The sequence below is a fragment of the Chitinimonas sp. genome, from assembly GCF_036568685.1.
GTDB lineage: Bacteria > Pseudomonadota > Gammaproteobacteria > Burkholderiales > Chitinimonadaceae > Chitinimonas.
On the sequence record NZ_DATCSC010000088.1, the window covers coordinates 1 to 23733 of the forward strand.

17 protein-coding genes, 3 tRNA genes and 1 pseudogene are annotated in these 23733 nt (G+C 63.5%); 14 read left to right on the forward strand and 7 right to left on the reverse strand.

Going from position 1 to position 23733, the window contains the following annotated elements:
• From VIM95_RS13070 to VIM95_RS13080, 3 genes and pseudogenes are all read left to right on the forward strand, one after another.
• Positions 1-309 (forward strand): annotated as a pseudogene (locus VIM95_RS13070) (hypothetical protein); the annotation flags it as partial.
• Positions 310-376: 67 nt separating this feature from the next.
• A complete protein-coding gene (locus tag VIM95_RS13075; protein ID WP_331986318.1) occupies positions 377-2062 on the forward strand; it encodes a sensor histidine kinase in 1686 nt (561 codons plus the stop codon).
• Between the two features lie 68 nt (positions 2063-2130).
• Positions 2131-3858 (forward strand): diguanylate cyclase, encoded by a 1728-nt coding sequence (locus VIM95_RS13080; protein WP_331986320.1) that lies wholly within the window; start codon positions 2131-2133, stop codon positions 3856-3858.
• Between the two features lie 63 nt (positions 3859-3921).
• Here VIM95_RS13080 and gltX read toward each other — a convergent pair whose 3' ends face one another.
• From gltX to gspL, 4 genes are all read right to left on the reverse strand, one after another.
• Complete coding sequence (gene gltX, locus VIM95_RS13085) at positions 3922-5313, reverse strand: glutamate--tRNA ligase (RefSeq protein ID WP_331986322.1); 1392 nt, start codon at positions 5311-5313, stop codon at positions 3922-3924.
• Between the two features lie 227 nt (positions 5314-5540).
• On the reverse strand, positions 5541-6281 hold the full coding sequence (locus tag VIM95_RS13090; RefSeq protein ID WP_331986324.1) for a type II secretion system protein N: 741 nt from the start codon (positions 6279-6281) through the stop codon (positions 5541-5543).
• Positions 6278-6742 (reverse strand): type II secretion system protein GspM, encoded by a 465-nt coding sequence (gspM, locus tag VIM95_RS13095; protein WP_331986325.1) that lies wholly within the window; start codon positions 6740-6742, stop codon positions 6278-6280. Before gspM ends, VIM95_RS13090 begins: the two co-directional genes overlap by 4 nt.
• On the reverse strand, positions 6739-7911 hold the full coding sequence (gene gspL, locus VIM95_RS13100) for a type II secretion system protein GspL (RefSeq protein ID WP_331986327.1): 1173 nt from the start codon (positions 7909-7911) through the stop codon (positions 6739-6741). The genes gspM and gspL overlap by 4 nt, the downstream gene beginning before the upstream one ends.
• A 278-nt stretch (positions 7912-8189) precedes the next feature.
• Between gspL and VIM95_RS13105 the strand changes: the two genes are divergently transcribed.
• The 9 genes from VIM95_RS13105 to VIM95_RS13145 all read left to right on the forward strand — a co-directional run bounded on the left by VIM95_RS13105 (position 8190) and on the right by VIM95_RS13145 (position 17347).
• A tRNA-Leu gene (locus VIM95_RS13105) sits at positions 8190-8274 on the forward strand.
• 76 nt (positions 8275-8350) lie between these two features.
• Entirely contained in the window at positions 8351-9652 is a 1302-nt protein-coding gene (gene tig, locus VIM95_RS13110; protein ID WP_331986329.1) for a trigger factor, read from the forward strand.
• Between the two features lie 131 nt (positions 9653-9783).
• Positions 9784-10428: an ATP-dependent Clp endopeptidase proteolytic subunit ClpP gene (clpP, locus tag VIM95_RS13115; protein ID WP_331986331.1), complete on the forward strand. Its 645-nt coding sequence runs from the start codon at positions 9784-9786 to the stop codon at positions 10426-10428.
• 103 nt (positions 10429-10531) lie between these two features.
• Complete coding sequence (gene clpX / locus VIM95_RS13120) at positions 10532-11803, forward strand: ATP-dependent Clp protease ATP-binding subunit ClpX (RefSeq protein ID WP_331986333.1); 1272 nt, start codon at positions 10532-10534, stop codon at positions 11801-11803.
• 373 nt (positions 11804-12176) lie between these two features.
• Positions 12177-14600 (forward strand): endopeptidase La, encoded by a 2424-nt coding sequence (lon, locus tag VIM95_RS13125; protein WP_331986335.1) that lies wholly within the window; start codon positions 12177-12179, stop codon positions 14598-14600.
• 312 nt (positions 14601-14912) lie between these two features.
• Positions 14913-15185 (forward strand): HU family DNA-binding protein, encoded by a 273-nt coding sequence (locus tag VIM95_RS13130; RefSeq protein WP_331986337.1) that lies wholly within the window; start codon positions 14913-14915, stop codon positions 15183-15185.
• Between the two features lie 60 nt (positions 15186-15245).
• Positions 15246-15321 (forward strand) — tRNA-Val (locus VIM95_RS13135).
• A gap of 55 nt (positions 15322-15376) precedes the next feature.
• A tRNA-Asp gene (locus tag VIM95_RS13140) sits at positions 15377-15453 on the forward strand.
• 94 nt (positions 15454-15547) lie between these two features.
• Positions 15548-17347 carry a peptidylprolyl isomerase gene (locus VIM95_RS13145; RefSeq protein WP_331986339.1) on the forward strand — a complete coding sequence of 600 codons (1800 nt, stop codon included), beginning with the start codon at positions 15548-15550 and terminating at the stop codon, positions 17345-17347.
• A gap of 63 nt (positions 17348-17410) precedes the next feature.
• Here VIM95_RS13145 and VIM95_RS13150 read toward each other — a convergent pair whose 3' ends face one another.
• The gene (locus VIM95_RS13150) at positions 17411-18292 is read right to left on the reverse strand and encodes a CheR family methyltransferase (RefSeq protein WP_331986341.1); all 882 of its coding nucleotides are present in this window, start codon (positions 18290-18292) and stop codon (positions 17411-17413) included.
• 264 nt (positions 18293-18556) lie between these two features.
• Here VIM95_RS13150 and fliD point away from each other — a divergent pair, with 264 nt between their 5' ends.
• The gene (gene fliD / locus VIM95_RS13155; RefSeq protein ID WP_331986343.1) at positions 18557-19555 is read left to right on the forward strand and encodes a flagellar filament capping protein FliD; all 999 of its coding nucleotides are present in this window, start codon (positions 18557-18559) and stop codon (positions 19553-19555) included.
• An 8-nt stretch (positions 19556-19563) separates the two neighbouring features.
• Here the strand turns inward: fliD and VIM95_RS13160 are convergent, their stop codons facing one another.
• Positions 19564-19959 (reverse strand): hypothetical protein, encoded by a 396-nt coding sequence (locus VIM95_RS13160; protein WP_331986345.1) that lies wholly within the window; start codon positions 19957-19959, stop codon positions 19564-19566.
• 464 nt (positions 19960-20423) lie between these two features.
• On the opposite strand from VIM95_RS13160, the gene VIM95_RS13165 reads away from it, so the two are divergent.
• On the forward strand, positions 20424-22163 hold the full coding sequence (locus VIM95_RS13165) for an ABC-F family ATP-binding cassette domain-containing protein (protein ID WP_331986347.1): 1740 nt from the start codon (positions 20424-20426) through the stop codon (positions 22161-22163).
• A 31-nt stretch (positions 22164-22194) separates the two neighbouring features.
• On the opposite strand, the gene VIM95_RS13170 is transcribed toward VIM95_RS13165, so the two are convergent.
• Positions 22195-23628, reverse strand: coding sequence for a PLP-dependent aminotransferase family protein (locus VIM95_RS13170; RefSeq protein ID WP_331986349.1), 1434 nt, complete (start codon positions 23626-23628; stop codon positions 22195-22197).
• Positions 23629-23733: the final 105 nt, after the last annotated feature.

Consider the following 23733-nt stretch of genomic DNA (forward strand, 5'->3'; position numbering starts at 1 on the left):
GAGGTGGGGCATGTCACCAGCCCGCAGGATGGCACGGTGCGGCTGCAGCAGGCCATCGATGCCGTGTTCGAGGTCGCGCCCGGGCCGCTGCAACTGCACGACGGCGGCCGTACGGTGCGGATAGGCGCAGAAGGCATGCGCAGCGCCGTGGTATGGAACCCCGGTCAGGCTGCCGAGGCGGTGGCCGATATCGGCCGGCATTGGCCCGAGTATGTCTGTGTGGAACGCGGCAATATTGGCGTTTCGGCCATCAAGCTGGCACCGGGCGCGAGCCACCATGCCACGATGCGGCTGGGACACGGCGACTGAGGGTGGCTGAAGCGGCGGCAGTTGCCATGCACTAGAGTGGTAGGGTCCATCTGGTGACCCGCCCACCATGCAACTGCCCGACTTCTCCCAGCTGACCATCTGCCCGGCTGAGCTGCTCGACGATCCGGGAGAGATCGCCCGCTCGCTGCTGGAGGCTGCCCGCTCGGCCCGGCTGGGCATTTTTGTGTGGGAGATCCACCGCCAGCGGCTGATCTGGAACGAGGCCATGTTCCAGGTCTATGGCCTGCCAGTGAATGCGCCGCTGGACGGCAACGCCTGGCTGGCCATGCTCCATCCCGAGGACTTGCCCCTGGTCCGCGACGAGGTGATCGCCGCGCTGACCGGTATACGGCCTTATGACACCACTTTCCGTGTCCGTGCGCCTGATGGCGGCTGGCGCTATATCAAGGCCAGCGGCTGGGTGGAACTCGATGCCGATGGCCACCCTCTGTGCATGGCTGGGTTCAATCAGGATATCCCGGAGGGGCAGCGTTTCAATCTGCTGGTCGAGCGCATTCAGGCCGATACGGTCAGCGAGGTGGGTGTGGGCTACCTGGGTGCGCTGATGGACAGCCTCTCCAGAGTGCTGGGTGTGCGCTGCGCCCTGGTGGCCGAGTACAGCCCGCTCAATGCGCCGCGTCATGCCATGACGGTGGCGATCAGCGAAGCCGGGGAGCCGCGCGCACCGCTGACCTTCCCCTTGGAGGGGGCGCCCAGTGCCGAGGTTGCCAAGGGGCGCATGGTCTTCCACGCCGATGATCTGCAACAGCACTATCCCAGCTGCACGCCGTTGGCCGATATCGCCGCCCGCAGCTATATGGGTGTGCCGCTACGCGCCTCGGATGGCGCGGTCATGGGGGTGCTGGCCATCCTGGATACCAAGCCGCTCTGGCAGGAGGAGCTGTTTGGCAAGCTGCTCAACCTGTTTGCCGGTCGTTGTGCCGCCGAGCTGGAGCGGCTGCGGCGCGAGGCCGATATCCAGCGCCTCAATGGTGAGCTGGAGGCGCGGGTGGTCGCCAGGACCGAGCACGTCAAACGTACCATGCGCGAGCTGGAGGCCTTTACCTATACCGTCTCGCACGATCTGAACGCACCCTTGCGGGCGGTGCACGGCTTTGGCTCCATCCTGCGCGAAGACTACGGCGGCAAGCTCGATGCCGTCGGGCTCGATTATCTGGAGCGCACCCTCAATGCCGCCGACCGCATGGGCCGGCTGCTGGACGACCTGGTCAGCCTGTCGCGCATTTCGCTCCGGCCGCTCAACCTGGGTAAGGTGGACCTGAGCCTGCTGGCCGAGGAGATCGTCTCCGACCTGCAGGATCAATATCCACGGGTGGGCATGGAGGTGGAGATTGCGCCACATCTGCAGGTACATGCCGATGCAGGACTGATGCGCATCCTGCTCGACTGTCTGCTGCGCAATGCCTGGCATTTCACCGCGCCGCTGGCCGCGCCGCGCATCCGCCTGTTCGAACGGGAGGGGCGCAATCGGCGCGAGTTTGTCGTGCTGGACAATGGCACTGGCTTCGATGCCGCTACGGCCGAGAGGCTGTTCGCGCCTTTTCAGGACATGCAGAGCACGGGCCGGCTGGCGGGTACCGGTACCGGGCTGGCCATTGCCCAGCGGGTGATGCACCGGCACCACGGCGGCATCCAGTCCGAGAGCCGGCATGGCGAGGGCTCGGCCTTTGTGTTCTGGCTGCCATCACCGGTGGAGCTGGCTTCCCTGCTTTGCGGCGAGGATGAGCGCTGAATGCCAGCCGCGTGCAACTGCGCTAGATTGGAGCCATCTGAACTGCGGCGCCCAGTGGCGCAATCGTTATGAGCCGACTCTCGCTACGCACCGCGCTGGTACTTGCCTTCTCCATCGTTTCGGTGCTGATGGCAATCCTGCTCTCCTATTCACTGGGGCAACTGGCCAGCGACGTGGCGCGGCGCGATATCGGTACCGCCTTGCGCGAGCTGGCTGGCCAGATGGCAGACCGGCTGGACCTGGGCATGTATGAAAAGCTGCGTGCGGTCGAGTTGATCACCAGCTTGCGCCAGGTGCGCGACCCAGCCGCTGCACCAAGCGACAACCGGGCGGTGCTGGAGAAGTTGCGGCACAGTGCCGGCGAGGTAGCCTGGATCGGCTTTGCCGACCCCAGGGGCAAGGTGATCTATTCGGCCGATGGTGTGCTGGAGGGCGCTGACGTATCGGCCCGCCCCTGGTTTGCCGGCGCCCTGCGGGGAGCTTTTGTCGGAGATGTGCATGAGGCCAAGCTATTGGCCAAGATGTTGCCGGCCCTCGCCAGTGGCGAGCCCTTGCGTTTTGTCGATGTCGCCGCCCCGGTCTATGGCTTGGATGGCAAGCTACGCGGGGTGATCGGCGCGCATCTTTCCTGGGAGTGGGCGCGCTCGGTGGAGCGCACCGTGTTCTCTGCCGCTCGCCGCTCGCAAGGCGTGGAAGTATTTGTGCTCAATGCCGAGGGCAAGGTGCTGCTGGCGCCCGAAGGCCTGGCCGGCGTGGTGTTGCCGCCTGGTTTGGCGCAATCCGAACAGGAAACGGGGCATCTATTGCGCTGGCCGGACGGCAAGGACTACCTGACCACCTTGGTGCGCACCCGCGGCCTGGAAGACTACAGTGGGCTGGGTTGGTGGGTCTTGGTACGGCAGCCTCTGGCGATCGCCTATGCGCCGGTGCTGCGGCTGCAATATCTGGTGCTGGCGATCGGGGTGGGATTGGCGGTGTTGTTCAGCCTGTTCGGTCTGTGGCTGGCTGGCCGGGTGGCGCGTCCGCTGGCTGCATTGGGCGATGCGGCTGACCGTTTGCGTGCGGGCGAGCTGGCGGTACAGATCCCTAGCGAATTGCGCTTCACCGAGATGCGCCAGCTGGCCAATTCGCTGCGCCATATGGTGGCGGCGCTCAAGACCGAGCAAGACAAGCTCAGCGCGCTCAATGCCTCGCTGGAAGACCAGGTGCATGAAAGGACCGAACTGCTCAATCTGGCGAACGAACACCTTTTGAACTCTCTGGAAGAGCGCCAGCAGCTGGTGAGCAAGCTGGAAACATTGGCCAGCACCGATAGCCTGAGCGAATTACTCAATCGCCGGGCCTTTCATGAGCGTGCCGCCATAGAGCTGGCGCGATCCTCGCGGCAGGGGACGGCGCTGTCGGTGTTTATCTTCGATATCGATCATTTCAAGCGCATCAACGACAGCTATGGGCATGAGACGGGCGACCAGGTGATCGTCGAGATCGCCCGTTTGACGCGGGATGCGTTGCGCGATGTGGATGTGGCGGCCCGCTTTGGCGGTGAGGAGTTCGTGGTACTGCTGCCGGATACCGCGCTGATGGCGGCGCTACAGGTGGCTGAACGGCTACGCCTTGCCATCGCCGCGCTTACGCTGCCGCATGAGGATGGGCCGGTGCGCTTTAGCAGCAGCTTTGGCGTGGCCGAATGGGTGGACGGGTTGAGCCTGGAAAAACTGATCTCGCGTGCCGACCAAGCCTTGTACCGAGCCAAGAACAGTGGTCGCAACCGTAGCGAAGCCTGGTTGTTGGGCTGAAGCAGGCCAACAAAAAAGCCCTGCCGGTCAGGATCGGCAGGGCTTGTCTGGAAGTTGAGGCGGTTACGCGGCGTTGGCGAGCCGCTTCAGCACTTCTTCCTTGCCCAAGAGGGCCAGCACCAGATCAACCGAAGGGGTCTGGGTCGTGCCGCAGACGGCGGCACGCACCGGCATGCCCAAGAGCGGCATCTTGATGCCTTCGGCGGCCACGAAGGCCTTGATGGCGGCGCTGATGCTGGCGGCATCCCAGCTGGTATCGGCCAGTACGGTGGCGAAGCGACCCAGGCGGGCGCGGCTTTCCTCGGTCAGGTGCTGGGCAGCCAGCTCGGCCGGGGCGGCATCGTGGCGGTAGAAATAGGTGGCCTGGGCGGCGAGGTCGACCAGGTTGGTCACGCGCTCCTTGAGGAGGGTGATCACATCCGCGAGCGCCGGACCCTGTTGCACATTGCAACCCAGCTTGGCCAGGAAGGGCTCGGTCAGGGTGGCGAGGCGGCCGTTGTCGGCAGCCTTCATGTGCTGCTGGTTGATCCACAGCATCTTGTCGCGGTCGAAGCGCGAGGGGCTGGGGCTGACGTTCTTGAGGTCGAACCACTCGACGAACTGGTCCAGGGTGAAGAACTCGTCGTCACCATGACCCCAACCCAGGCGGGCCAGGTAGTTGAGCAGGGCCTCGGGCAGGATGCCCTGCTCGCTGTAGTCCACGACGCTGACTGCGTCGCGCCGTTTGCTCATCTTCTGGCCGTCGGCGTTGAGGATCATGGGCAGGTGGCCATAGACCGGCAGTGGTGCGCCCAGTGCAGCCAGGATATTGATCTGGCGCGGGGTGTTGTTGACATGGTCGTCGCCGCGGATGACATGGGTGATGCCCATGTCCCAGTCGTCCACCACCACGCAGAAGTTATAGGTCGGGGTGCCGTCCGGTCGGGCGATGATCAGGTCGTCCAGCTCGCCGTTGGCGATCTCGATACGGCCCTTGACCGCGTCATCCCAGGCCACCACGCCATTGATCGGGTTGCGGAAGCGGATCACCGGCTGGATGCCGTCCGGGATGGCCGGCAGCACCTTGTCGCGCTCAGGACGCCAGCGGCGGTCGTAGCGCGGCTTCTCGCCACGGGCCTCGGCCTCGGCGCGCATCTGGTCCAGTTCTTCCTTGCTGGTATAGCAACGGTAGGCGCTGCCGTTTTGCAGCATGTCCTGCAGTACGGCCTTGTAGCGGTCCATGCGCTGCATCTGATAGTAGGGACCTTCGTCGTAGTCCAGGCCCACCCAGTGCATGCCGTCGAGAATGGCCTGGACGGACTCGGGGGTCGAGCGTTCCAGGTCGGTGTCCTCGATACGCAGCACGAACACGCCTTGCTGCTTGCGGGCATGGGCCCAACTGAACAGGGCGGTACGCACGCCGCCAATGTGCAAGAGGCCAGTAGGGGAGGGGGCAAAACGGGTACGGACGGTCATGATGGGCCGGATCAGTGCGGTAAAAGCCGCATTCTACCCGCTGCTGCCTAATCCGTGAGCTTACGAGCGAAGCGAGGCTTCCCCGCGGCGGCGGGGACGAGGGGGGGATTCGATCAAGCGAGGGGGAGCCGTACGTCGGGCCTGCGTGCCCTGTGGCTCCCCGGTTTCCCGGGTGCCTGTACGCGCACGTTTATATGTTCCGGCTCAATTTGGCAGCGCTACTAGGCTCACCGGAAGTTAAAACGTAGGCGGCGTTCGCTGTCGGGCGCGCCGGCGCCGACCTGGCTCAGGAAGGGGGCCAGCAGGCCTTCCGAACCGTTGGCAGCCTTGAGTCCGACCTCGGCCTGCAGGCCCTGCTTGGCGTCCCAGCTACCTTGGCCGCTGAGCTGCAAGGGCCCGCCCAGGGTGGTGAGCTGCAATTGCCAGCGCTCGCCGGCGGGGCTCAGCGTGGCGCGGTAGTCGCCCAGCGGCTGTACGGCGGGTACGAGGCTGGAAGCGGCATTGCGCCAGTCCAGCAGCAGCTGGCCTTCCGGCTTGCCGGCCTGCCAGACAAAGCGGCCGGTGCTGAGCTGCAACTGGCCCGCGAGACCGTAAGCCTTGCTGCGGTTGTCGAGCTGCAGCAAGGGAGCGGCGGGCAGGCCCAGGTTGGCATCGCGCAGTTCCAGACTACGCAGGCCCACGTTCAGAAGGGCGCTGCCCTGGTCGAGTTTGATCTGGTAGCCCAGCTTGCCTTGTAGCAGTGCCTTGGGCTGCCAGTTCCAGCTCAGCCGCTCCGCCAGGGCAGCGCCTTGCAGCACCGGCTGGGCCGAGCCCTGCCAGATGGTGCCTTCGGCCGCCACCAATTGCAGCTTGCCGCCGCTCTGGCCCTCCAGCACGCTGCCTAGCAGGCTGGCCGGCAGGCGCAAGAGCAGGAAGATCAGGATCAAGATCGCCAGGACGACCCACCACAGTGTGCCTAGCCGCCTCATCGGGTCCACTCCAGATCAGCATCGACCATGCCGGGCTCGGCACCGGCGCGTACCGACAGCTTGGCCAGCTGCCAGCCCTGGCTGCGGGCGCTGCCGAGCAGGGTGGTGAGGGCCGACCAGGGGGCGCCGCTAGCGTGCAGGGCCTGTTGCTTGTCATTGATACGGTTGAGCTTGGCCTGTTGTGGCCCCAGACCGGCTGCCGTAGCGAGCATGGCCAGATCGTTGTTCTGAACTGTGCTCTGGCCGCGGGCCGCCAGGATGTCGCGCTCGAAGCGGGCGACATCGGCCCGCAGGGCGGGCAGGCTGCGTTGCAACCGTTCGCACTGGCTATTGACCGGGTCGATCAAGAGGCCGTAGACCAGGGCGATCAGCAAGACGGCCCCGCCAACCTTGAGGATGGCGCGTTCACGGCGGTTGCGTTGTTTCCAGTAGGCCTGGAGCGGGAGCAGGGCGGCGTTCATGAATTCGGGGTCAGCGTAATACGGGTACGGTCGGCGGCGCTGGGACGGCTGTCCACCTTGCCGAGTTGGCTCAGTGCCTGGGCGAGCCCGGCCAGTTGTTCCGGCTTGGCCTGGTACTCGGCCTCGATACGGCCATTGAGGTAGTCCAGGCTCAGTAATTTGATGCCACCGCCGGTGGCAAGGCGCGGGGCGAGGTCCATCAGCTTGCCCAGGCTGTCGCTGCCGTTGCCGGCCGGGGTGCCCGGTGACTGGCTGCGTAACTTGGCCTGCAGCTGCAGGACCGGGTCGACCATGGGCTCCTTGGGGAAGGCGCGGCTATACGCGGTACGGATCTGCTGCTTGAGGGCGGCCTCTTCGCTACGCCAGCTCCACCACTGGCCCAGCCAGAGCAGGCCGCCAATGGCCAGCATGGCGCCGGCCAGTACGGCGCTGGCGCGCAGGCGCGACCAGTCGAGGTCGAGCTGGGGGCCGGCGGCGAATTCGCCTTGCAAGAGATCGATGGCGTCGGGGGCGATGGGTCGGGCCAGCACGTCACCGGCGGCCAGGCTGACCGGCCGGGCCAGCGTGCTTTGCCAGGCGCCCAGCTCGGGTGCCGAGGTCTGCCGTGCCGGCAGCGCCAGTGTCAGCGGTTCGGCCTCTGGCAGGGCCAGGGCCAGTAGCTCGGGGGGCTGCTGCGGGTCGGTGGCGTCGAACCATTGTGCAGTGTCGGCGGTGCGGCGTGCCCAGCCATTGCCATACCACATCAGGCTCTGGCCGTCGGCCGGGATCAGCATGTCGGCCGACCAGACGCTGCGCGGCCGGCGACCGAGCTGGCCCAGGGTATTGAGCAGCTCGGCGAAGGCTTCCTTCTGCACCGCGGCCACCAGGCAGCGTTCGTCCTCGATGCGGTGGGCGAGGTGCTGTTCGCTCGGTTCGGTCAAGAGAACCTGGTCCAGCGCATAGGGGAGGAGCTTGCCAGCCTGCCGGCGGGCGCCGGGCGGCAGGCTGACGGTGGCGCGCAATACCCGGGCGGGCGGCAGAAAGAGCTCCAGCCGACCGGCGGCAGGTAAGGACTGCAGGGTGGAGCGACCCTGGCTGACCTGCTGGCCGTCGAGCAGGCGCCACTCGACCTCGGTGGCGGCGGTGGCCGGCAGGCTGGATTCGGTGATGAACAGGCGCAGCGTAGTCACGGGGCGTAAGGCTCTCGCGTGGTTATGGAGCCCGGTTTGACCGGGCGTCGTAAGGCGGGCGCTAGTATGACACAGGCTTGATGACGACAAGACGGCCGTGCATGGCCGTTGCGGCGGCATGGATACAGTGCCGATTTTGCCGTCCAGGAAGGCCGGCATACTACAAGCTGCCGGGCGGGTTTGTTTTTTCCGGCCGCTCTCGCCTATAATTCGCGATTCTTTACGCGCCGGGTCCGGTAAACGGGTCGGCCAACCCTGCTTAAGGGGCGTGAATTAAAGCGAGCGTGGCGGAATTGGTAGACGCACTGGATTTAGGTTCCAGCGCCGCAAGGTGTGAGAGTTCGAGTCTCTCCGCTCGCACCACGGTTTCCGCTGACGCCGGCATTTGCCGGCGGTTTTGTAAGTAACTTTGCACACAGCAATACAGGATAGATTGACCATGCAAGCACAACTGGAAACGCTGGGCCAACTGGAGCGTCGTCTTGACTTCGCGATCCCGTCCGCCGACATCGAGTCCGCCGTGGACGCCCGTCTGAAGCGTGTGGCCCGTACTGCCCGCATCCAGGGCTTCCGTCCCGGCAAGGCCCCCATGAAGATCGTGGCCGCCAACTACGGCCTGCAAGCCCGTGAAGAAGTGCTGAACGAGCAAGTGCAGACCGCCTTTGCCAAGGCAGTGCAAGAACAGAAGCTGCGCGTCGCCGGCTTCCCGCAGTTTGAAGGCAAGCCTTCGGAAGGCGATGCTTTCACGTTCAGCGCCACCTTCGAGGTCTACCCGGAAATCACCGTTGGCGACCTGAGCAGCAAGGAAGTTGAGCGTCCGGTGCTGGTCGTGTCCGATGCTGAAGTCGACAAGACCATCGACATCCTGCGCAAGCAGCGCACCCGTTTTGACCGCGTTGAGCGTGCTGCCGAGAAGGGCGATCGCGTGATCGTCGACTTCAAGGGCACCATCGACGGCGTCGCCTTCTCGGGCGGTTCCAGCGAGAACTACGCCTTCCTGGCTGGTGAAGGCCAGATGCTGCCGGAATTCGACAATGCCGTGCTGGGCATGAAGGAAGGCGAGAGCAAGACCTTCGACCTGGCCTTCCCGGCTGACTATCAAGGCCAGGAAGTGGCCGGCAAGACCGCTCAGTTCGAAGTGACCGTCAAGAACGTCGCTGCACCGCAACTGCCGGAACTGAATGCCGACTTCGCCAAGCTCTTGGGTATTGAGAGCGGTGACCTGGATGCCCTGCGCGCCGAGATCCGCAAGAACGTTGAGCGTGAAGTGAAGCGCCGCCTGACCGCCCGTGCCAAGGAAGCGGTTATGCAAGCCCTGCTGGACGTGACCCCGGTCGAGACCCCGAAGGCCCTCCTGAACCAGGAAATCGGCCGTCTGATCGAGAACGCCCGTCAGGAAATGCAACAGCGTGGCTTCGATCCGAAGAACATGCCCTTCCCGCCGGAAGTCTTCGAAGAGCAGGCCAAGCGCCGCGTCAGCCTGGGCCTCGTGCTGGCTGAAGTGGTTCGCGCCAATAAGCTGGAAGCCAAGCCGGAGCAGATCCGTACCATCGTCGACGAGTTCGCCGAGAGCTACGAGCATCCGGAAGAAGTGGTCAAGTGGTACTATTCCAGCCCTGAGCGCCTGGAAGGCCCCGAGGCGCTGGCTCTGGAAGACAATGTGGTCGAGTTCGTCTACACCCAGGCCAAGACGGTAGACAAGCAACTGGCGTTTGATGAACTGATGGGCCAGCAGGCTTAATGTTCTGACGCGTCTAGCTTGAAAAAGGGCTCGTCCGCCTTACCTTTAGGGTAAGTGCCGGCCGGGCCCTTTTTTATCCCGGCTACTATCTACGACTTGCCCAACCTTAGACCAAGGTGATGAAGGACATCATGAGCAACTGGAATCCCGCTGACTGGCAAACCAAGACCGACCCGCAAGCTCTGGGCTATGTGCCCATGGTGATCGAGCAGAGCGGCCGCGGCGAGCGTGCTTACGATATCTACTCGCGCCTCCTGAAGGAGCGCGTGATCTTCCTGGTGGGCCCGGTCAACGACGCTACCGCCAACCTGGTGGTGGCGCAGATGCTGTTCCTGGAATCGGAAAACCCGGACAAGGACATCTCGCTGTACATCAACAGCCCTGGCGGTTCGATCTCGGCCGGCATGTCGATCTACGACACCATGCAGTTCATCAAGCCGGATGTGTCCACCCTGTGCGTGGGTATGGCCGCCAGCATGGGCGCCTTCCTGCTGCAGGCCGGCGCCAAGGGCAAGCGCTTTGCGCTGCCGAATTCGACCGTCATGATCCACCAGCCGCTGGGTGGCTTCCAGGGCCAGGCGACCGATATCGAGATCCATGCCAAGTACATCCTCAGCCTGCGCGAGCGGCTGAACAAGCTGATGGCCGAACACACCGGCCGTTCGCTGGAAGATATTACCCGCGACAGCGATCGCGATAACTTCATGACCGCTGCTGAAGCGAAGGAATACGGCCTGGTCGACCAGGTGATCACCTCGCGTCAGGCGCTGGGTTAAGCGTTACCATAACCCGTTCGCCATCGGGCCGGCTGCCAGCCGGCCTGTCGGTTTTACAGACTGCGGTCGCCCCGGGCGGCCGCGTAGCAGTGGCGAGGTTGCCATGACTGAAAAAGAAAAACTCCTGTATTGCTCCTTCTGCGGCAAGAGCCAGCATGAGGTACGCAAGCTGATCGCCGGTCCGCAGGTCTTTATCTGCGACGAGTGCATCGAGCTTTGCAATGACATCGTCCGAGAGGAACTGCAGTCTGGCACCGGTGTAGCGCCGGCAGGCGGCAAGTCGGGCGGTGCCAAGCTGCCTTCGCCGGCCGAGATCCGTGCCTCGCTGGACCAGTACGTGATTGGCCAGGACAAGGCCAAGAAGACGCTGGCCGTGGCGGTGTACAACCACTACAAGCGTTTGGCCAACCCGGCTGCCAAGGCCGGCGACGTCGAACTCGCCAAGTCCAACATCCTCCTGATCGGACCGACCGGTTCGGGCAAGACCCTGTTGGCCCAGACTCTGGCGCGCCTTCTGGACGTGCCCTTCGTGATGGCCGATGCCACCACGCTGACCGAGGCGGGCTACGTAGGTGAGGATGTCGAGAACATCATCGCCAAGCTCTTGCAAAAGTGCGATTGGGATATCGAAAAGGCCCAGCGCGGCATTATCTATGTCGATGAAATCGACAAGATCTCGCGCAAGTCCGACAACCCCTCGATCACCCGCGATGTGTCGGGCGAGGGCGTACAGCAGGCCCTGCTCAAACTGATCGAAGGTACCGTGGCTTCGATCCCGCCTTCGGGGGGCCGTAAGCACCCGAACCAGGAGTTCCTGCAGGTTGATACCACCAACATCCTGTTCATCTGCGGCGGCGCCTTTGACGGACTGGCCCAAGTGATCCGCCAGCGTTCGCAAAAGGGCGGCATCGGCTTTGGTGCCTCGGTGCACTCCAAGGACGAGAGCAAGGATGTGGGCAAGACCCTGCGCGAGACCGAGCCTGAGGACCTGATCAAGTTCGGCCTGATCCCCGAGTTCGTCGGCCGTCTGCCGGTGGTGGCGACTCTGGACGAACTGGATGAGGCCGCCCTGATCACCATCCTGACCGAGCCCAAGAACGCGCTGATCAAGCAGTACCAGAAGCTGTTCGAGCTGGAGGGCGCCGAGCTGGAAGTGCGGCCTGAGGCGCTGTCGGCGATTGCCCGCCGTGCCCTGATCCGCAAGACCGGTGCGCGTGGTCTGCGCTCCATCCTCGAAGGTGCGCTGCTGGACACCATGTACGAGCTGCCCTCGCAGCACGACGTGAAGAAGGTGGTGATCGACGAGAACGTGATCGAGCACGCCGGCCAGCCCATCCTGGTGCACGAGGATAAGCCGCAGTCGCAAGCCGCTTAAGGTTGCTGGCAGCAGTCTGCTGACGAGCGCCAGCGAGGTTCCCCGCGGCGGCGGGGCGGAGGGGGTGGATCAAAACAGGGAAGAGCCTGCCGGTTCAGCTCTCTTTGCCGCGTAGCGCCAGGGGTGCCCTGGCGCCTGCGCTAGCCTCCGTTACCTGTCTGTGGCTTAAGTTCATGACAGGCTCTTAGCGTGTTGTCTCGCAAATCAGCGCTAAGTGATTCAAAGCAAAAGAAACCGCCCTTCGGGGCGGTTTCTTTTTTGCCGGCGGCAGTTGCGAAGCCCTCCGTATATCAGTCAAGATGGATTCAGGCGTGATTGAAATTAACGTTATGCCCCCCATCTTCCAGCCATCGACACCCGCACTGGATAGCCCATGTCCCAGCACGCTGAATTACCCGCCAAGCCTATCGAGATGCCACTGTTGCCGCTGCGCGACGTGGTGGTCTTCCCCTATATGGTGATTCCGCTGTTCGTTGGCCGCCCCAAGTCCATCCGCGCCCTTGAGGCCGCCATGGAAGCCGGCAAGCAGATCCTCCTTCTGGCGCAGAAGAATGCCGCCAAGGATGAGCCGGTCGCGAGCGATATGTACGACGTCGGCACCGTTGCCACCATCCTGCAGATGCTCAAGCTGCCTGACGGCACCGTGAAGGTGCTGGTGGAAGGCAGCCAGCGTGCGCTGGTGGAGACGATCACCGAAGATGAAGGTCACTTTACCGTCACCGCCCGTCCGGTGCCGCTCGACGCGGTAGAAGATACCGAGACCGAGGCCATGCGCCGTGCGCTGCTCGGCCAGTTCGACCAGTTCGTCAAACTGAACAAGAAGATTCCGCCGGAGGTGCTGACCTCGCTGTCGGGTATTGAGCGTGCCGGTCGTCTGGCCGACACCATCGCCGCCCACCTGCCGCTCAAGCTGGAGCAAAAGCAGGAAATCCTCGAGATGTTCAAGGTCGGCGACCGGCTGGAGCACCTGCTCAAGCAGCTGGAGGCCGAACTCGACATCCTGCAGGTGGAAAAGCGCATCCGTGGCCGCGTGAAGCGGCAGATGGAGAAGAGCCAGCGCGAGTACTACCTCAACGAGCAGGTCAAGGCAATCCAGAAGGAGCTGGGCGAGATCGAGGAAGGCGCCGAGCTCGACGAGCTGGAGAAGCGCATCAAGACCGCCGGCTTGCCCAAGGATGCCAAGGCCAAGGCCGATGCCGAGCTCAAGAAGCTGAAGATGATGTCGCCCATGTCGGCTGAGGCCACCGTGGTGCGCAACTACATCGATACCCTGATCGGTCTGCCCTGGAAGAAGAAGACCAAGATTAGCAAGGACCTGGCCGAGGCCGACAAGGTGCTCGACAGCGACCACTACGGCCTCGACAAGGTCAAGGAACGTATCGTCGAGTACCTCGCCGTGCAACAGCGCGTAGACAAGCTCAAGGCCCCCATTCTGTGCCTGGTAGGCCCTCCCGGCGTGGGTAAGACCTCGCTGGGTGAGAGCATCGCCCGTGCCACCAACCGCAAGTTCGTGCGCATGGCGCTCGGTGGCGTGCGCGACGAGGCCGAGATCCGCGGCCACCGTCGTACCTATATCGGCTCCATGCCCGGCAAGATCCTGCAGTCCATGAGCAAGGCCGGGGTAAAGAACCCGCTCTTCCTCTTGGACGAAGTGGACAAGATGGGTGCTGACTTCCGTGGCGACCCGTCCTCTGCCCTCTTGGAGGTGCTGGACCCGGCGCAGAACCATGCCTTCAGCGATCACTATCTGGAAGTCGACTACGACCTCTCGGACGTGATGTTCGTGGCCACCGCCAACTCGCTCAATATCCCGGCGCCGCTTCTGGATCGGATGGAGATCATCCGACTGGCCGGCTATACCGAGGACGAGAAGGTCAATATCGCCGAGAAGTACCTGGTGCCCAAGCAGATGACCGCCAACGGCCTCAAGGAGGACGAGCTGGTGATTCAGGAGTCGGCGCTACGCGACATTGTCCGCTACTACACCCGCGAAGCCGGTGTGCGTAGCCTGGACCGCGAAGTGGCCCGCATCTGCCGCAAGGTGGTCAAGGCCCTGTTGCTCAAGCCTTCCAGCAAGAAGGTGATCGTCAACGCCAAGAACCTCGACAAGTACCTGGGCGTGCGCAAGTTCACCTATGGCCTGGCCGAAGAGAACAACCAGGTCGGCCAGGTGACCGGCCTTGCCTGGACCGAGGTGGGCGGCGAGCTGCTGACCATTGAGGCCGTGTCCTTGCAGGGCAAGGGCAAGATGATCACCACCGGTACGCTGGGTGAGGTGATGCAGGAATCCATACAGGCCGCGCTCTCCGTAGTGCGCAGCCGTGCGGTAAGCCTGGGGATCGATCCGGACTTCTACCAGAAGCACGATATCCATATCCACTTGCCCGAAGGCGCAACCCCGAAGGATGGTCCTTCGGCCGGTATCGCGATCACCACCGCCATGGTGTCCATCCTGACCGGCATTCCGGTACGGGCGGACGTGGCCATGACCGGCGAGATCACGCTGCGTGGCGAGGTATTGCCGATCGGTGGCCTGAAAGAGAAGCTGCTGGCCGCGCATCGCGGTGGCATCAAGCATGTGCTGATCCCTGACGGCAACACCAAGGACCTGGTGGAGATTCCGGACAACATCAAGCAAAAGCTGGAAATCCACCCGGTGAAGTGGATAGATCAGGTGCTGGCACTGGCTTTGGAGCGGCAACCGCTGCCCCGTCCGGCCGAGCCGGAAGCCGCCGCAGAGGCTGCTCCGGCGGCTGGCACGACGGCGCCGGCCAGCACTACGCCGACCAAGCATTAGGAAGGCTCAGCAAGCGGCTATTGCGTTAAGTAACGCTGTTCCTCCCGGGGCTGCCCGGGTGGGGCAGCGCGTTCGAAAATCGGCTATTTCTCGCCGATTGATACCAGGCCCCCACGGCCCTCGGGCCCTCGCCGACGCGAGTAAGCGGACTTTTCCAGGGGTTCATTAGTGGGATTTAAAACAAATTCCGGGCGTATGCCCGGAAATCCAGCAGTGACGCGGCTTTGCGCTTGACACGCGAAAAATCCGCTTGCTATAAAGCTCGTGCGTTTGACCTTCGTTGCTCATCCTATCAACCGAAAGGGGACATAAGTGAATAAGTCGGAACTGATTGACGCCATCGCCGCCGAAGCTGAGATTTCCAAGGCCGCTGCAGGTAAAGCGCTTGACGCTACCATCGCCTCCGTGACCAAGGCCCTCAAGGGTGGTGACTTGGTGACGCTGGTGGGCTTCGGTACCTTTTATGTCGGTGAACGTAGTGCCCGCAGCGGTCGCAATCCGCGTACCGGTGCAACCATCAAGATCAAGGCTGCAAAGCAACCCAAATTTCGTGCTGGCAAATCCCTGAAGGATGCCGTACAATAGCTGGCTTTCCTGGACCGAATACCGAATCAGCGGTTTAGCCGATTCGGTCAGTTAGGATCAGGGTGGTTAGCTCAGTTGGTAGAGCGTCTGCCTTACACGCAGAATGTCGGCGGTTCGATCCCGTCACCACCCACCAGTTATGCCGTAGTCGATCACCCTTTCATGCTTGAGTGATTAGGCTGAACGGATCTGGAGCGGTAGTTCAGTTGGTTAGAATACCGGCCTGTCACGCCGGGGGTCGCGGGTTCGAGTCCCGTCCGCTCCGCCAGACAAAAAGGGTGAACTGTAAAGTTCACCCTTTTTTATTGCCCGTAACAAACCATCCTTGCCGGATGTGGAGATGTGTTCCGATGTTTGATTTCGTGGATAAGAATCGCCAATTTGCCTCGGTCGCACTGGGGCTGGTTGGTCTGGGCCTGTTGGTAGGCGGCGGTGTGGCGGGTTATAGCGCCTCCGGTTTCGGCTCGGACTACCTGGCCAAGGTAGACGGGGTCAAGATCGGTGAGCGCGACCTTGCAGCGGCCAACAACGGCCAGCCGGTGGCGGATGCCCAGAAGCCGCAGCTGCTGCAGGAGCTGATTCAGCGCCAGATGTTGCTGAACGAGGCCAACAAGCGCTATGTCCGCGCCAGCGACGCCCAGTTGCGTGAACAGATCCTCAAGATTCCGGCCTTCAAGGACGAGAAGGGCCAGTTCAGCGCCGAGCGCTACAAGGAACTCTTGGCTGCCCGCCAGATGTCCATCCCGCAATTCGAAGCCAAGCTGGCCGAAGACCTGCGCCTGCAGCAGCTGGTTGGCTCGCTTATGGGCAGTTCCATCAGCTCCAAGGCAGCCGGCGATCGTCTGATCACCGCGCTGGCTACACCCCGTGATGTGGCGATGTACCACTACGGCCCCGAGCGCTTCCTGGATCAGGTCAAGCTCACCGACGCCGACATCAAACAGTATTACGACACCCATCTGAACGACTATCGTCTGCCCGAGCGGGTGAAGCTCGAGTACGTGGTGTTGTCGCGCGAGGAGCTCGCCCAGGGCATCGCCGTCGATGCGGCCAAGGTGCAGGCCTATTTCGAGGCCCACAAGGCCGAGCTGGCGCCGGAAGAGCGCCAGGTGCGGCATATCCTGGTCAAGGTCGACGCGAACGCCGACAAGGCCGCCAAGGATGCCGCCAAGCAGAAGGCTGAGAAGCTCCTGAGCGAACTCAAGCAGAACGGCAACCGCTTTGCCGAACTGGCCAAGGCCAACTCGGACGATCCGGGTTCGGCTGCGCAGGGTGGTGATCTGGGCTTCTTTGGCCGTGGTGCCATGGTCAAACCATTCGAAGACACCGCTTTCAAGCTCAAGAAGGGCGAGCTCTCCGGTCTGGTTGAGACGCAGTATGGCTACCACATCCTGCAACTGACCGATGTGCGCGCCAAGACCCTGGCCGAGCTCACCCCGGTGATCGAACAGCGTATCAAGCTTGAGGAAGGCCAGAAGCGCTTCCAGGCCGAGACCGAGAAGTTCAGCGATCTGGTCTACCAGAAGGCCGAGAGCCTGCAGCCGGCAGCCGAGGCCTACAAGCTGACCATCAAGCAAAGCGACTGGGTGAGCCGTGACGGCAGTGCCGACCCGCTGCTGAACAATGCCAAGCTGCGTGAAGCGGTCTTTGGCGACGACGTGCTGGTCAAGAAGCATAACGCCGAGGCCGTGGAAGTGGCCCCGGGCACCCTGGTGGCGGCCCGCGTGAGCGCGCACGAGGCGGCGAAGCTGCAGCCGCTGGCGGACGTGACGGCCAAGATCAGCGATACCCTCAAGCGCGAGCGTGCGGTGAAGCTGGCGCAGGAAGCCGGCAAGCAGGCCCTGGCTGATCTGCAGGCTGGCAAGACTCCTGCCGTGGAGTGGTCAGCTGCCAAGCCGGTCAGCCGTCTGCAGCCGCAAGGCCTGGGAAAGCCGGAGTTGGATGCGGTATTCACCGTGCCGGCCGCCAAGCTGCCGGGCTATGCCGGTGCGCAGAACGCCACTGGCTATAGCCTGTTCCGCGTTGCTGCCGCAACTGCCCAGCCGCTGGAACCTGCCATGCGCGCCAACCTGGCCGGTTCCCTGGAGCAGGTCGCCGGCCAGCAGGACCTGAATGGCTATATGGCGCAGCTGCGCAAGAGCCAGAAGGTGGAGAGCAAGTAAGCTTGTCGCCGGTCGTAAAAAAAGCGCCTCTTCGTGAGGCGCTTTTTTTTGCCCTGGATACGCTCAAGGCTTTTTAGCCGCTTCCAGCTCGTATACCGTCTTGCCGCGCAGCTTGAAGAGGTGGGCAGCGTGGTAGAGGTTCTCGGAATGGCCGACGAACAGCAGGCCATTGCTGCGGAGCAGCGGCGCAAAGCGTTCCAGTATCTTGAGTTGGGTGGCGCGGTCGAAGTAGATCATCACATTGCGGCAGAACATGGCATCAAACGGGCCGCGTACCGACCAGACCGGGTCGATCAGGTTCTGTCGGCGGAAGGTCATCATCTCGCGCAGTTCCGGCTTGATCTCGTACTGGCCATCGGCGCGGCGGCTGAAGAAGCGGCTCAGCTGCTGGGGCGTAAGCTTGTCTACCTTGTCGGCGCTGTAGACACCGGCCTGGGCGATCTTGAGTACGCTGGTATCGAGATCGGTGGCGATGATCTTGACCGGCGGGCGCAGGCTGTCGAAAGCCTCGGCGGCGGTGATGGCCAGCGACCAGGGTTCCTCGCCGGTCGAGGCGGCCGAGCACCAGATATTGAGCGTACCCAGGCTGCGGTTGGCGCGCAGGTGTTCCAGCAGTACCGGGAAGTGGTGCGCCTCGCGGAAGAAGGAGGTGAGGTTGGTGGTCAGCGAGTTGATAAAGGCTTCCCACTCGGCCTCATTGCCCTTTTCCAGCAGCACCAGGTAGTCCTGGAAGCTGGACATATTGTGTGCCCTGAGGCGCTTGGCCAAACGGCCGTAGACCATGTCGTGCTTGCTGTCGTTAAGCGCAATACCGGCATAGTCGTAGATCAGCTTTTTGACCCGGTCGAAGTCCTGCTGGGTGAATTTGAACTCGCGGCTGGCCAGCGGCGCGGGCGGCACGATGGGCGGGATCAGGGAGGCGCGGGGCGGGGTGGAATCTTTCATGGTCCACTTATCTTAGCAGCCCAAGGCAAGAAGCACCGCAGCGAGCGGCAGCATTGTCCGTTGCCGGTCCGGTTTGCCGCTTTGGGGCTCGCAACAGCCCTGGCGCGATTCTGCGCCAGGCTGTGAAAGCCAGGCTACAGGCGGCCTGCAATGGAACCGACCGACGGTGACTCTGGCGGTCCACTCCTTGCTTCAAAGCTCGCATAATCAATGTGTTGCCGGCCCTGCTTGCCAGGGGGCACACCGGACCACGTAGGAGGCACCATGGCCAACTTCGACATCAACAGCAAGCGTTACGACTTCACTGCCCTCAACCAGCCCAAGGCTGCGGCCGACAAGGCCACGCCGGCAGGTACAGACAGCGGGGGCTTCGCTGCCCAGCTGGCGGCGTTCAAAAGCCAGAACTTCAATACCCTGCTGACCGCGGCTTTTGACGCGCCGACCGATTCCGGCCTCGCCAGCGTGGACAATGGCAGCGCAGTTGGCGGCTTGTTCGGTACGCAGCAGAGCAGCGGGAGTGGCGACTTTCTGTCTGCCCTCACCAGCAGCCGCCAGCTCGCAGCCAGCAAGTCGGTCAGCGGGCTCAATATGAGCCTCTTTGACCCGCAGGCCGGCTACGACATGATGAGCCTGATCAACAAGAAGGATGTGCTCTACCAGGCCCAGTATGCCGAGCTGAACAAGATGGGCGATGCGCTCAAGACCATGCAGAAGGCCGGCGAGCAGCTGGCGGGTATCGGCCCCGATAGCAGCAATGCAGACATCAAGGCCAAGCTGCAGGACTTTGCCCAGCAGTACAACCAGTGGGTCAAGGATTTCAATACCGATATGCAGTCCGGCGGGGTGCTGGCTGACACCCAGGCGGCCAAGGTGGCCCGCTACGAGCTGGCGCAGAGCATAGGCAGCATCTTCCATGGTGCGGTGGGTGGCGTGCAGGGCATGTCGGCACTGGGCTTGAGCGTGGACCCGGGCACCGGCCTTGCCAGCTTGGATGCCGCCAAGCTCGACGCCACCTTGGCGCAGAACCGGCAAGGCGTGCTGGGAGCGGTGAAGGACTTCAGTGGCAACTTTACCGAGGCGGCCAAGCTGCTCAACGAGCCGGACAACTTCATACCGCGCCAGCTCGACAACCTGGGGCGGGCCATCCACTTTATCGCCGACAACAAGAGCGCCTGGCAGACCGAGTTTGGCCAGGGCGATGCCTATACCGCCAGCGGCCAGGTAGCCCAGGCGCTGGCGGCCTACAAGCAGCTGTTTGCCTGAGTATTCGCTCAGGCGGCCGGCTCATCGGGCCATTTCAGCACCGTCTGCTTGCTGTTGCCGAGTTTCTGGGTCTTTTGCAGGCCTCCGTGGCTGGCCTCCAGGGTGTAGCTGCCTTTAGGGAGCTTGAGCAGGCAGATGGGGCCGTCGGCCTTGAATTGCAGCGGTTGGGCCAGGGCCTTGCCGCTGATGCTGACGTCCACGTCGGCCACATAGGCACCGCGCGCGCCGGCCACGAACAAGAGCGAGTGGGTGGCATTGCCGCGTTGCGACTGTAGGGTCGCCATGCTCTCTTCCCCCACGCCGCCGCAAAGATATTGGGCGTCCCCAAGTGTCTGCCATTCCTGATCCTGGGCGTGCAGTGCCAGGGCAGTGGTGGCCAGCAGGCCAAGTAGCAAGGTACGCATGATTTTCCTCCTGACGGGTTGAGAATGCCGTCGGGCCGCAGCGTGTGGCGACGCGGCCGGCGTGCATTGTTTATCGCACGTATCGTGCCTGTCGGTATTGACGCAAGTCATTGCTTTGTAAGCGGGTTGTTGCTAATTCATCGGCGCATGACGGTAAGACTTGCGTGCAGCAGGGTAAGCTTTGCCGCCTGCAGTTCCAGGCTTGCCCGGCACAGTTACCCGCGCTAGTCTTGTGGGTCATCCCATCTCCAGACCAAGAAAGGAGGAAAAATGAGTACGCCCCAGTGCACCGTATGGATTGCACGCCTGTTTGGTATAGCCAGCAGCTCTTGCCCACGTTCCATCGCGCTGCGATAACCAGGCCAGAGCAAAGCCCTTCTTCCCCTAGCGTTTTCTCGCTACCTCGTTTTCGTCAGCGCGCCTGTTGATGCGGATGCTTGCATCCCTAAGAACCGGTAAGCGCCATGACTACTCTTATTTCCGCTGTATCCCTGCAACTGGAAGCAAACCACGGTCTGCTGTTCCAGGATCTTTCCTTTACCTTGCGCCAGGGCGATCGTATCGGCCTCGTTGGCCACAACGGTTGTGGCAAGAGCACGCTGTTGCGCCTCTTGGCCGGGCAACTGGCGTCTTCCGGCGGCGCCTTGCACCAGTCGCGGCAATGCCGTTTGCAACTGGTGGAGCAGCAGTTGCCCGAGCGCCTGGCCGGGCTCAGCCTGCACGCGGCCCTGGCCGAGTCGGTGGTCAACCAGCCCGAGTACCTATGGCGGGTGGACAGCCTGCTCGATGAGCTGGGCTTCAGCCCCGCCGACCATGCCACGCCGGTGGCGGCCCTGAGTGGCGGCCAGCACACCCGGCTGCTGCTGGGCCGGGCGGTGTTGCAGGAGCCCAATGTGCTGTTGCTGGACGAGCCCAGCAACCACCTCGACCTGCCGGCCATGTTGTGGCTGGAAGCGTTCCTGGCACGTTGGCAGGGGGCCTATGTGCTGGTCTCTCACGACCGCCGCCTGCTGGACAACGCCACCTCCCATAGCTGGATATTGCGTGACCAGCGCATCTACGACTTTGCCTTGCCCTGCAGCGCGGCCCTGTTGGCCTTGGAGCAGGCCGATGTGGCCGCTGGCGAGCGTCATGCTGCCGAGCAGAAGGAGATAGACCGGCTGGCCGCCAGCAGCCACAGGCTGGCGGTCTGGGGCAAGGTCTATGACAACGAAGGCATGGCCCGCAAGGCCAAGTCCATGCAAAAGCGCGTGGACAAGTTGCGTGAGGCGCAGTCCTTCGTTACCGAAGGCTCGCCCTGGCAACTGAGCTTGCGGGGGCAGGCCAGCCCCGCCAGACAGTTGCTGGCGCTGCAAGCCATGCCGGTGCGGCCGGCACCGGGCCTGCCCGCCTTGTTTGAGGTCGAGGCGCTGTGGGTGCGGCCGGGCGAGCGCATCGCTGTGCTGGGGGCCAATGGCCAGGGCAAGAGCTCCTTGCTGCGGCAGTGCTGGCAGGCGATCTCCACCGCGACCGAGCAGCCTGGCCTGGCCTGGCACCCGGGCATCGCCATCGGTTACTACGATCAGTCGCTACGGCAGCTGCCCGATACCGATACCCTGGATACGGCGCTGACACGCTACTGCGGCCTGGATGAGATGGCGCGGCGGCGGGCGCTGATTGCCGCCGGGTTTCCTTACCTGCGCCACGGTCAAACAGTGGGCCTGCTCAGCGGCGGCGAGCGGGCCCGGCTCCTGTTCCTGGCGCTGTCCTTGGCGAGCTACCACCTCTTGCTGCTGGACGAGCCCACCAACCACCTCGATCTGCAAGGCAAGGCCCAGCTGGCAGAGGCCTTGCGGGGCTTTGCAGGCAGCTTTGTGCTGGTATCGCACGACCGGGAGCTGATCGAGCAGTGTTGTGATCAGTTCTGGGTGGTGCAGGATGGTCGCATCACTGCCTGGCAGGACGCGGAATCGGCTTACCGGCAGCTATTGGGCGGCGCTGCACCGGTGGGGTTTGCGCAGTCGGTCACCGCTGTGGAAACGGTGGAGATGGGAACTCCGTCCCTGGACACGGAACAGGGCCTGGCCCGGCTCTATGCGCTGGAGGCGCTGCTTGCTGCCGATTTGGCACGCAAGCCGCGGCAGCAGACACTGCGGTTGCAGGCCGCCTGGCGGGAGGAGATGGCCAGGTTGGAACGTAGCCTGGGCTTGATGGCCAGCGACTAACGTGCGCAATCCTAGGGGGCCGCTGGCCCCCTCAGTCCATCTGTTTCAGGATGTCGCGCACCCTGTCGAGTGAAGGGTCGATATCCAGGGTATCGATGGCACCAAAGCCGAAGAACAGGCCCGGCCGCGGTGTGCTGCAGCCGTAGAAGCCGCTCAAGGCGTAGAGGCCGACCTCGAGCCGTCTAGCCAGGGTCAAGAGCTGCGGGATGTCGACCTCGGTCCGGGTGTAGGCCGCCAGGTGAAAGCCGGCCTGGATGGGGATGTGCGTGAACCAGGGCGAGAGGTCGCCTGCCAAGCGCTGTACCAGCCTCTGGCGGCGGCTGGCATAGGCCGCGTGGCAGCGACGGATATGCTTGGCCAGGTAGCCGTCGTCGATGAACTTGGCCAGCGCCAGCTGGTTCAGGGTCGGGCTGTGCCAGTCGCTCAGGTGCTTGGCGGCACCGACCGCTGCCAGGATGGCCGGTGGCGCGATCAGATAGCCCAGCCGCAGCTCCGGGCTCAGTGACTTGGAGAAGGTGCCCACATAGGCCACGAGGCCATGTGTATCGAGTTTGTAGAGCGTGTCAGTGGGGCGGCCTTCGTAGCGGAATTCGCTGTCGTAGTCGTCCTCGATCACGATGGCACCGAGCTCGAAGGCGCGCGCCAGCAGGGCCAGCCGGCGGGCGTGGCTCATAGGCATGCCGAGCGGAAACTGGTGGGCCGGAGTGAGGTAGATCAGCCGGGTGCCGTCGGGTATCGCCTCAACCCGCATGCCCTCGTCGTCCACCGGTATGCCGACCACCCTAGCCCCTTGGGCCTGGAACAGGAGGCGGGCTGGCGGGTAGCCCGGTTCCTCCACCGCCACGGTACTGCCCGGGGCCACCAGTACCCGGGCGATCAGGTCCAGCGCCTGTTGTGCGCCATTGGTGACGATCAAACCATCCACCTCACAGCCGATGCCGCGACGGTAGGCAATATGACGGACGATGGCCTGGCGCAATACTGGCAGGCCCTCCGCCTGGCCATAGAGCGCCCGGCCGCCCTGCTGCTGGCGCAGGGCATAGAGCATGCAGCGGCGCCAATCTTCGTGCGGAAAGAGGCTGCGTTGGGTAGCTCCACCTATGTATTCAAAGCGAGCCGAGCCATCCGGGCCCAGATGACGCAGCGGCGTAACCATGCTGCGCCACTGCTCGACCACCGCGGCACCCGCCAACTCCTCGCTGCGCCGAGGTGTAGAGGGCTTGCTGTGCTCGGCACGCACAAAAGTGCCCTGGCCGACCTGGCCCTCGGTCAGCCCTTCGTCGCTGAGCCGGGCGTAGGCCTCGGTCACCGTCTTGCGCGAGAGCCCCAACTGCTCTGCCAGCAACCGGCTGGGAGGCAGCCGCTCGCCCGCGGCCAGGCGGCCTTCGCGGATGGCGGCCCTGAGCTGGCGAAAGAGCTGGCCGGCGAGGTCGCGGCCGCCTTCGATAACAAGATGCAATTCCATGGGTGGCCGAAGAGGAGGGATATTCCCATTCTAGTGATGGAATTGGTCTCCTCAAATTGCTGAATATTGGTCACGGATAAGGGAGCCAGAGGCGCCTAGCATACG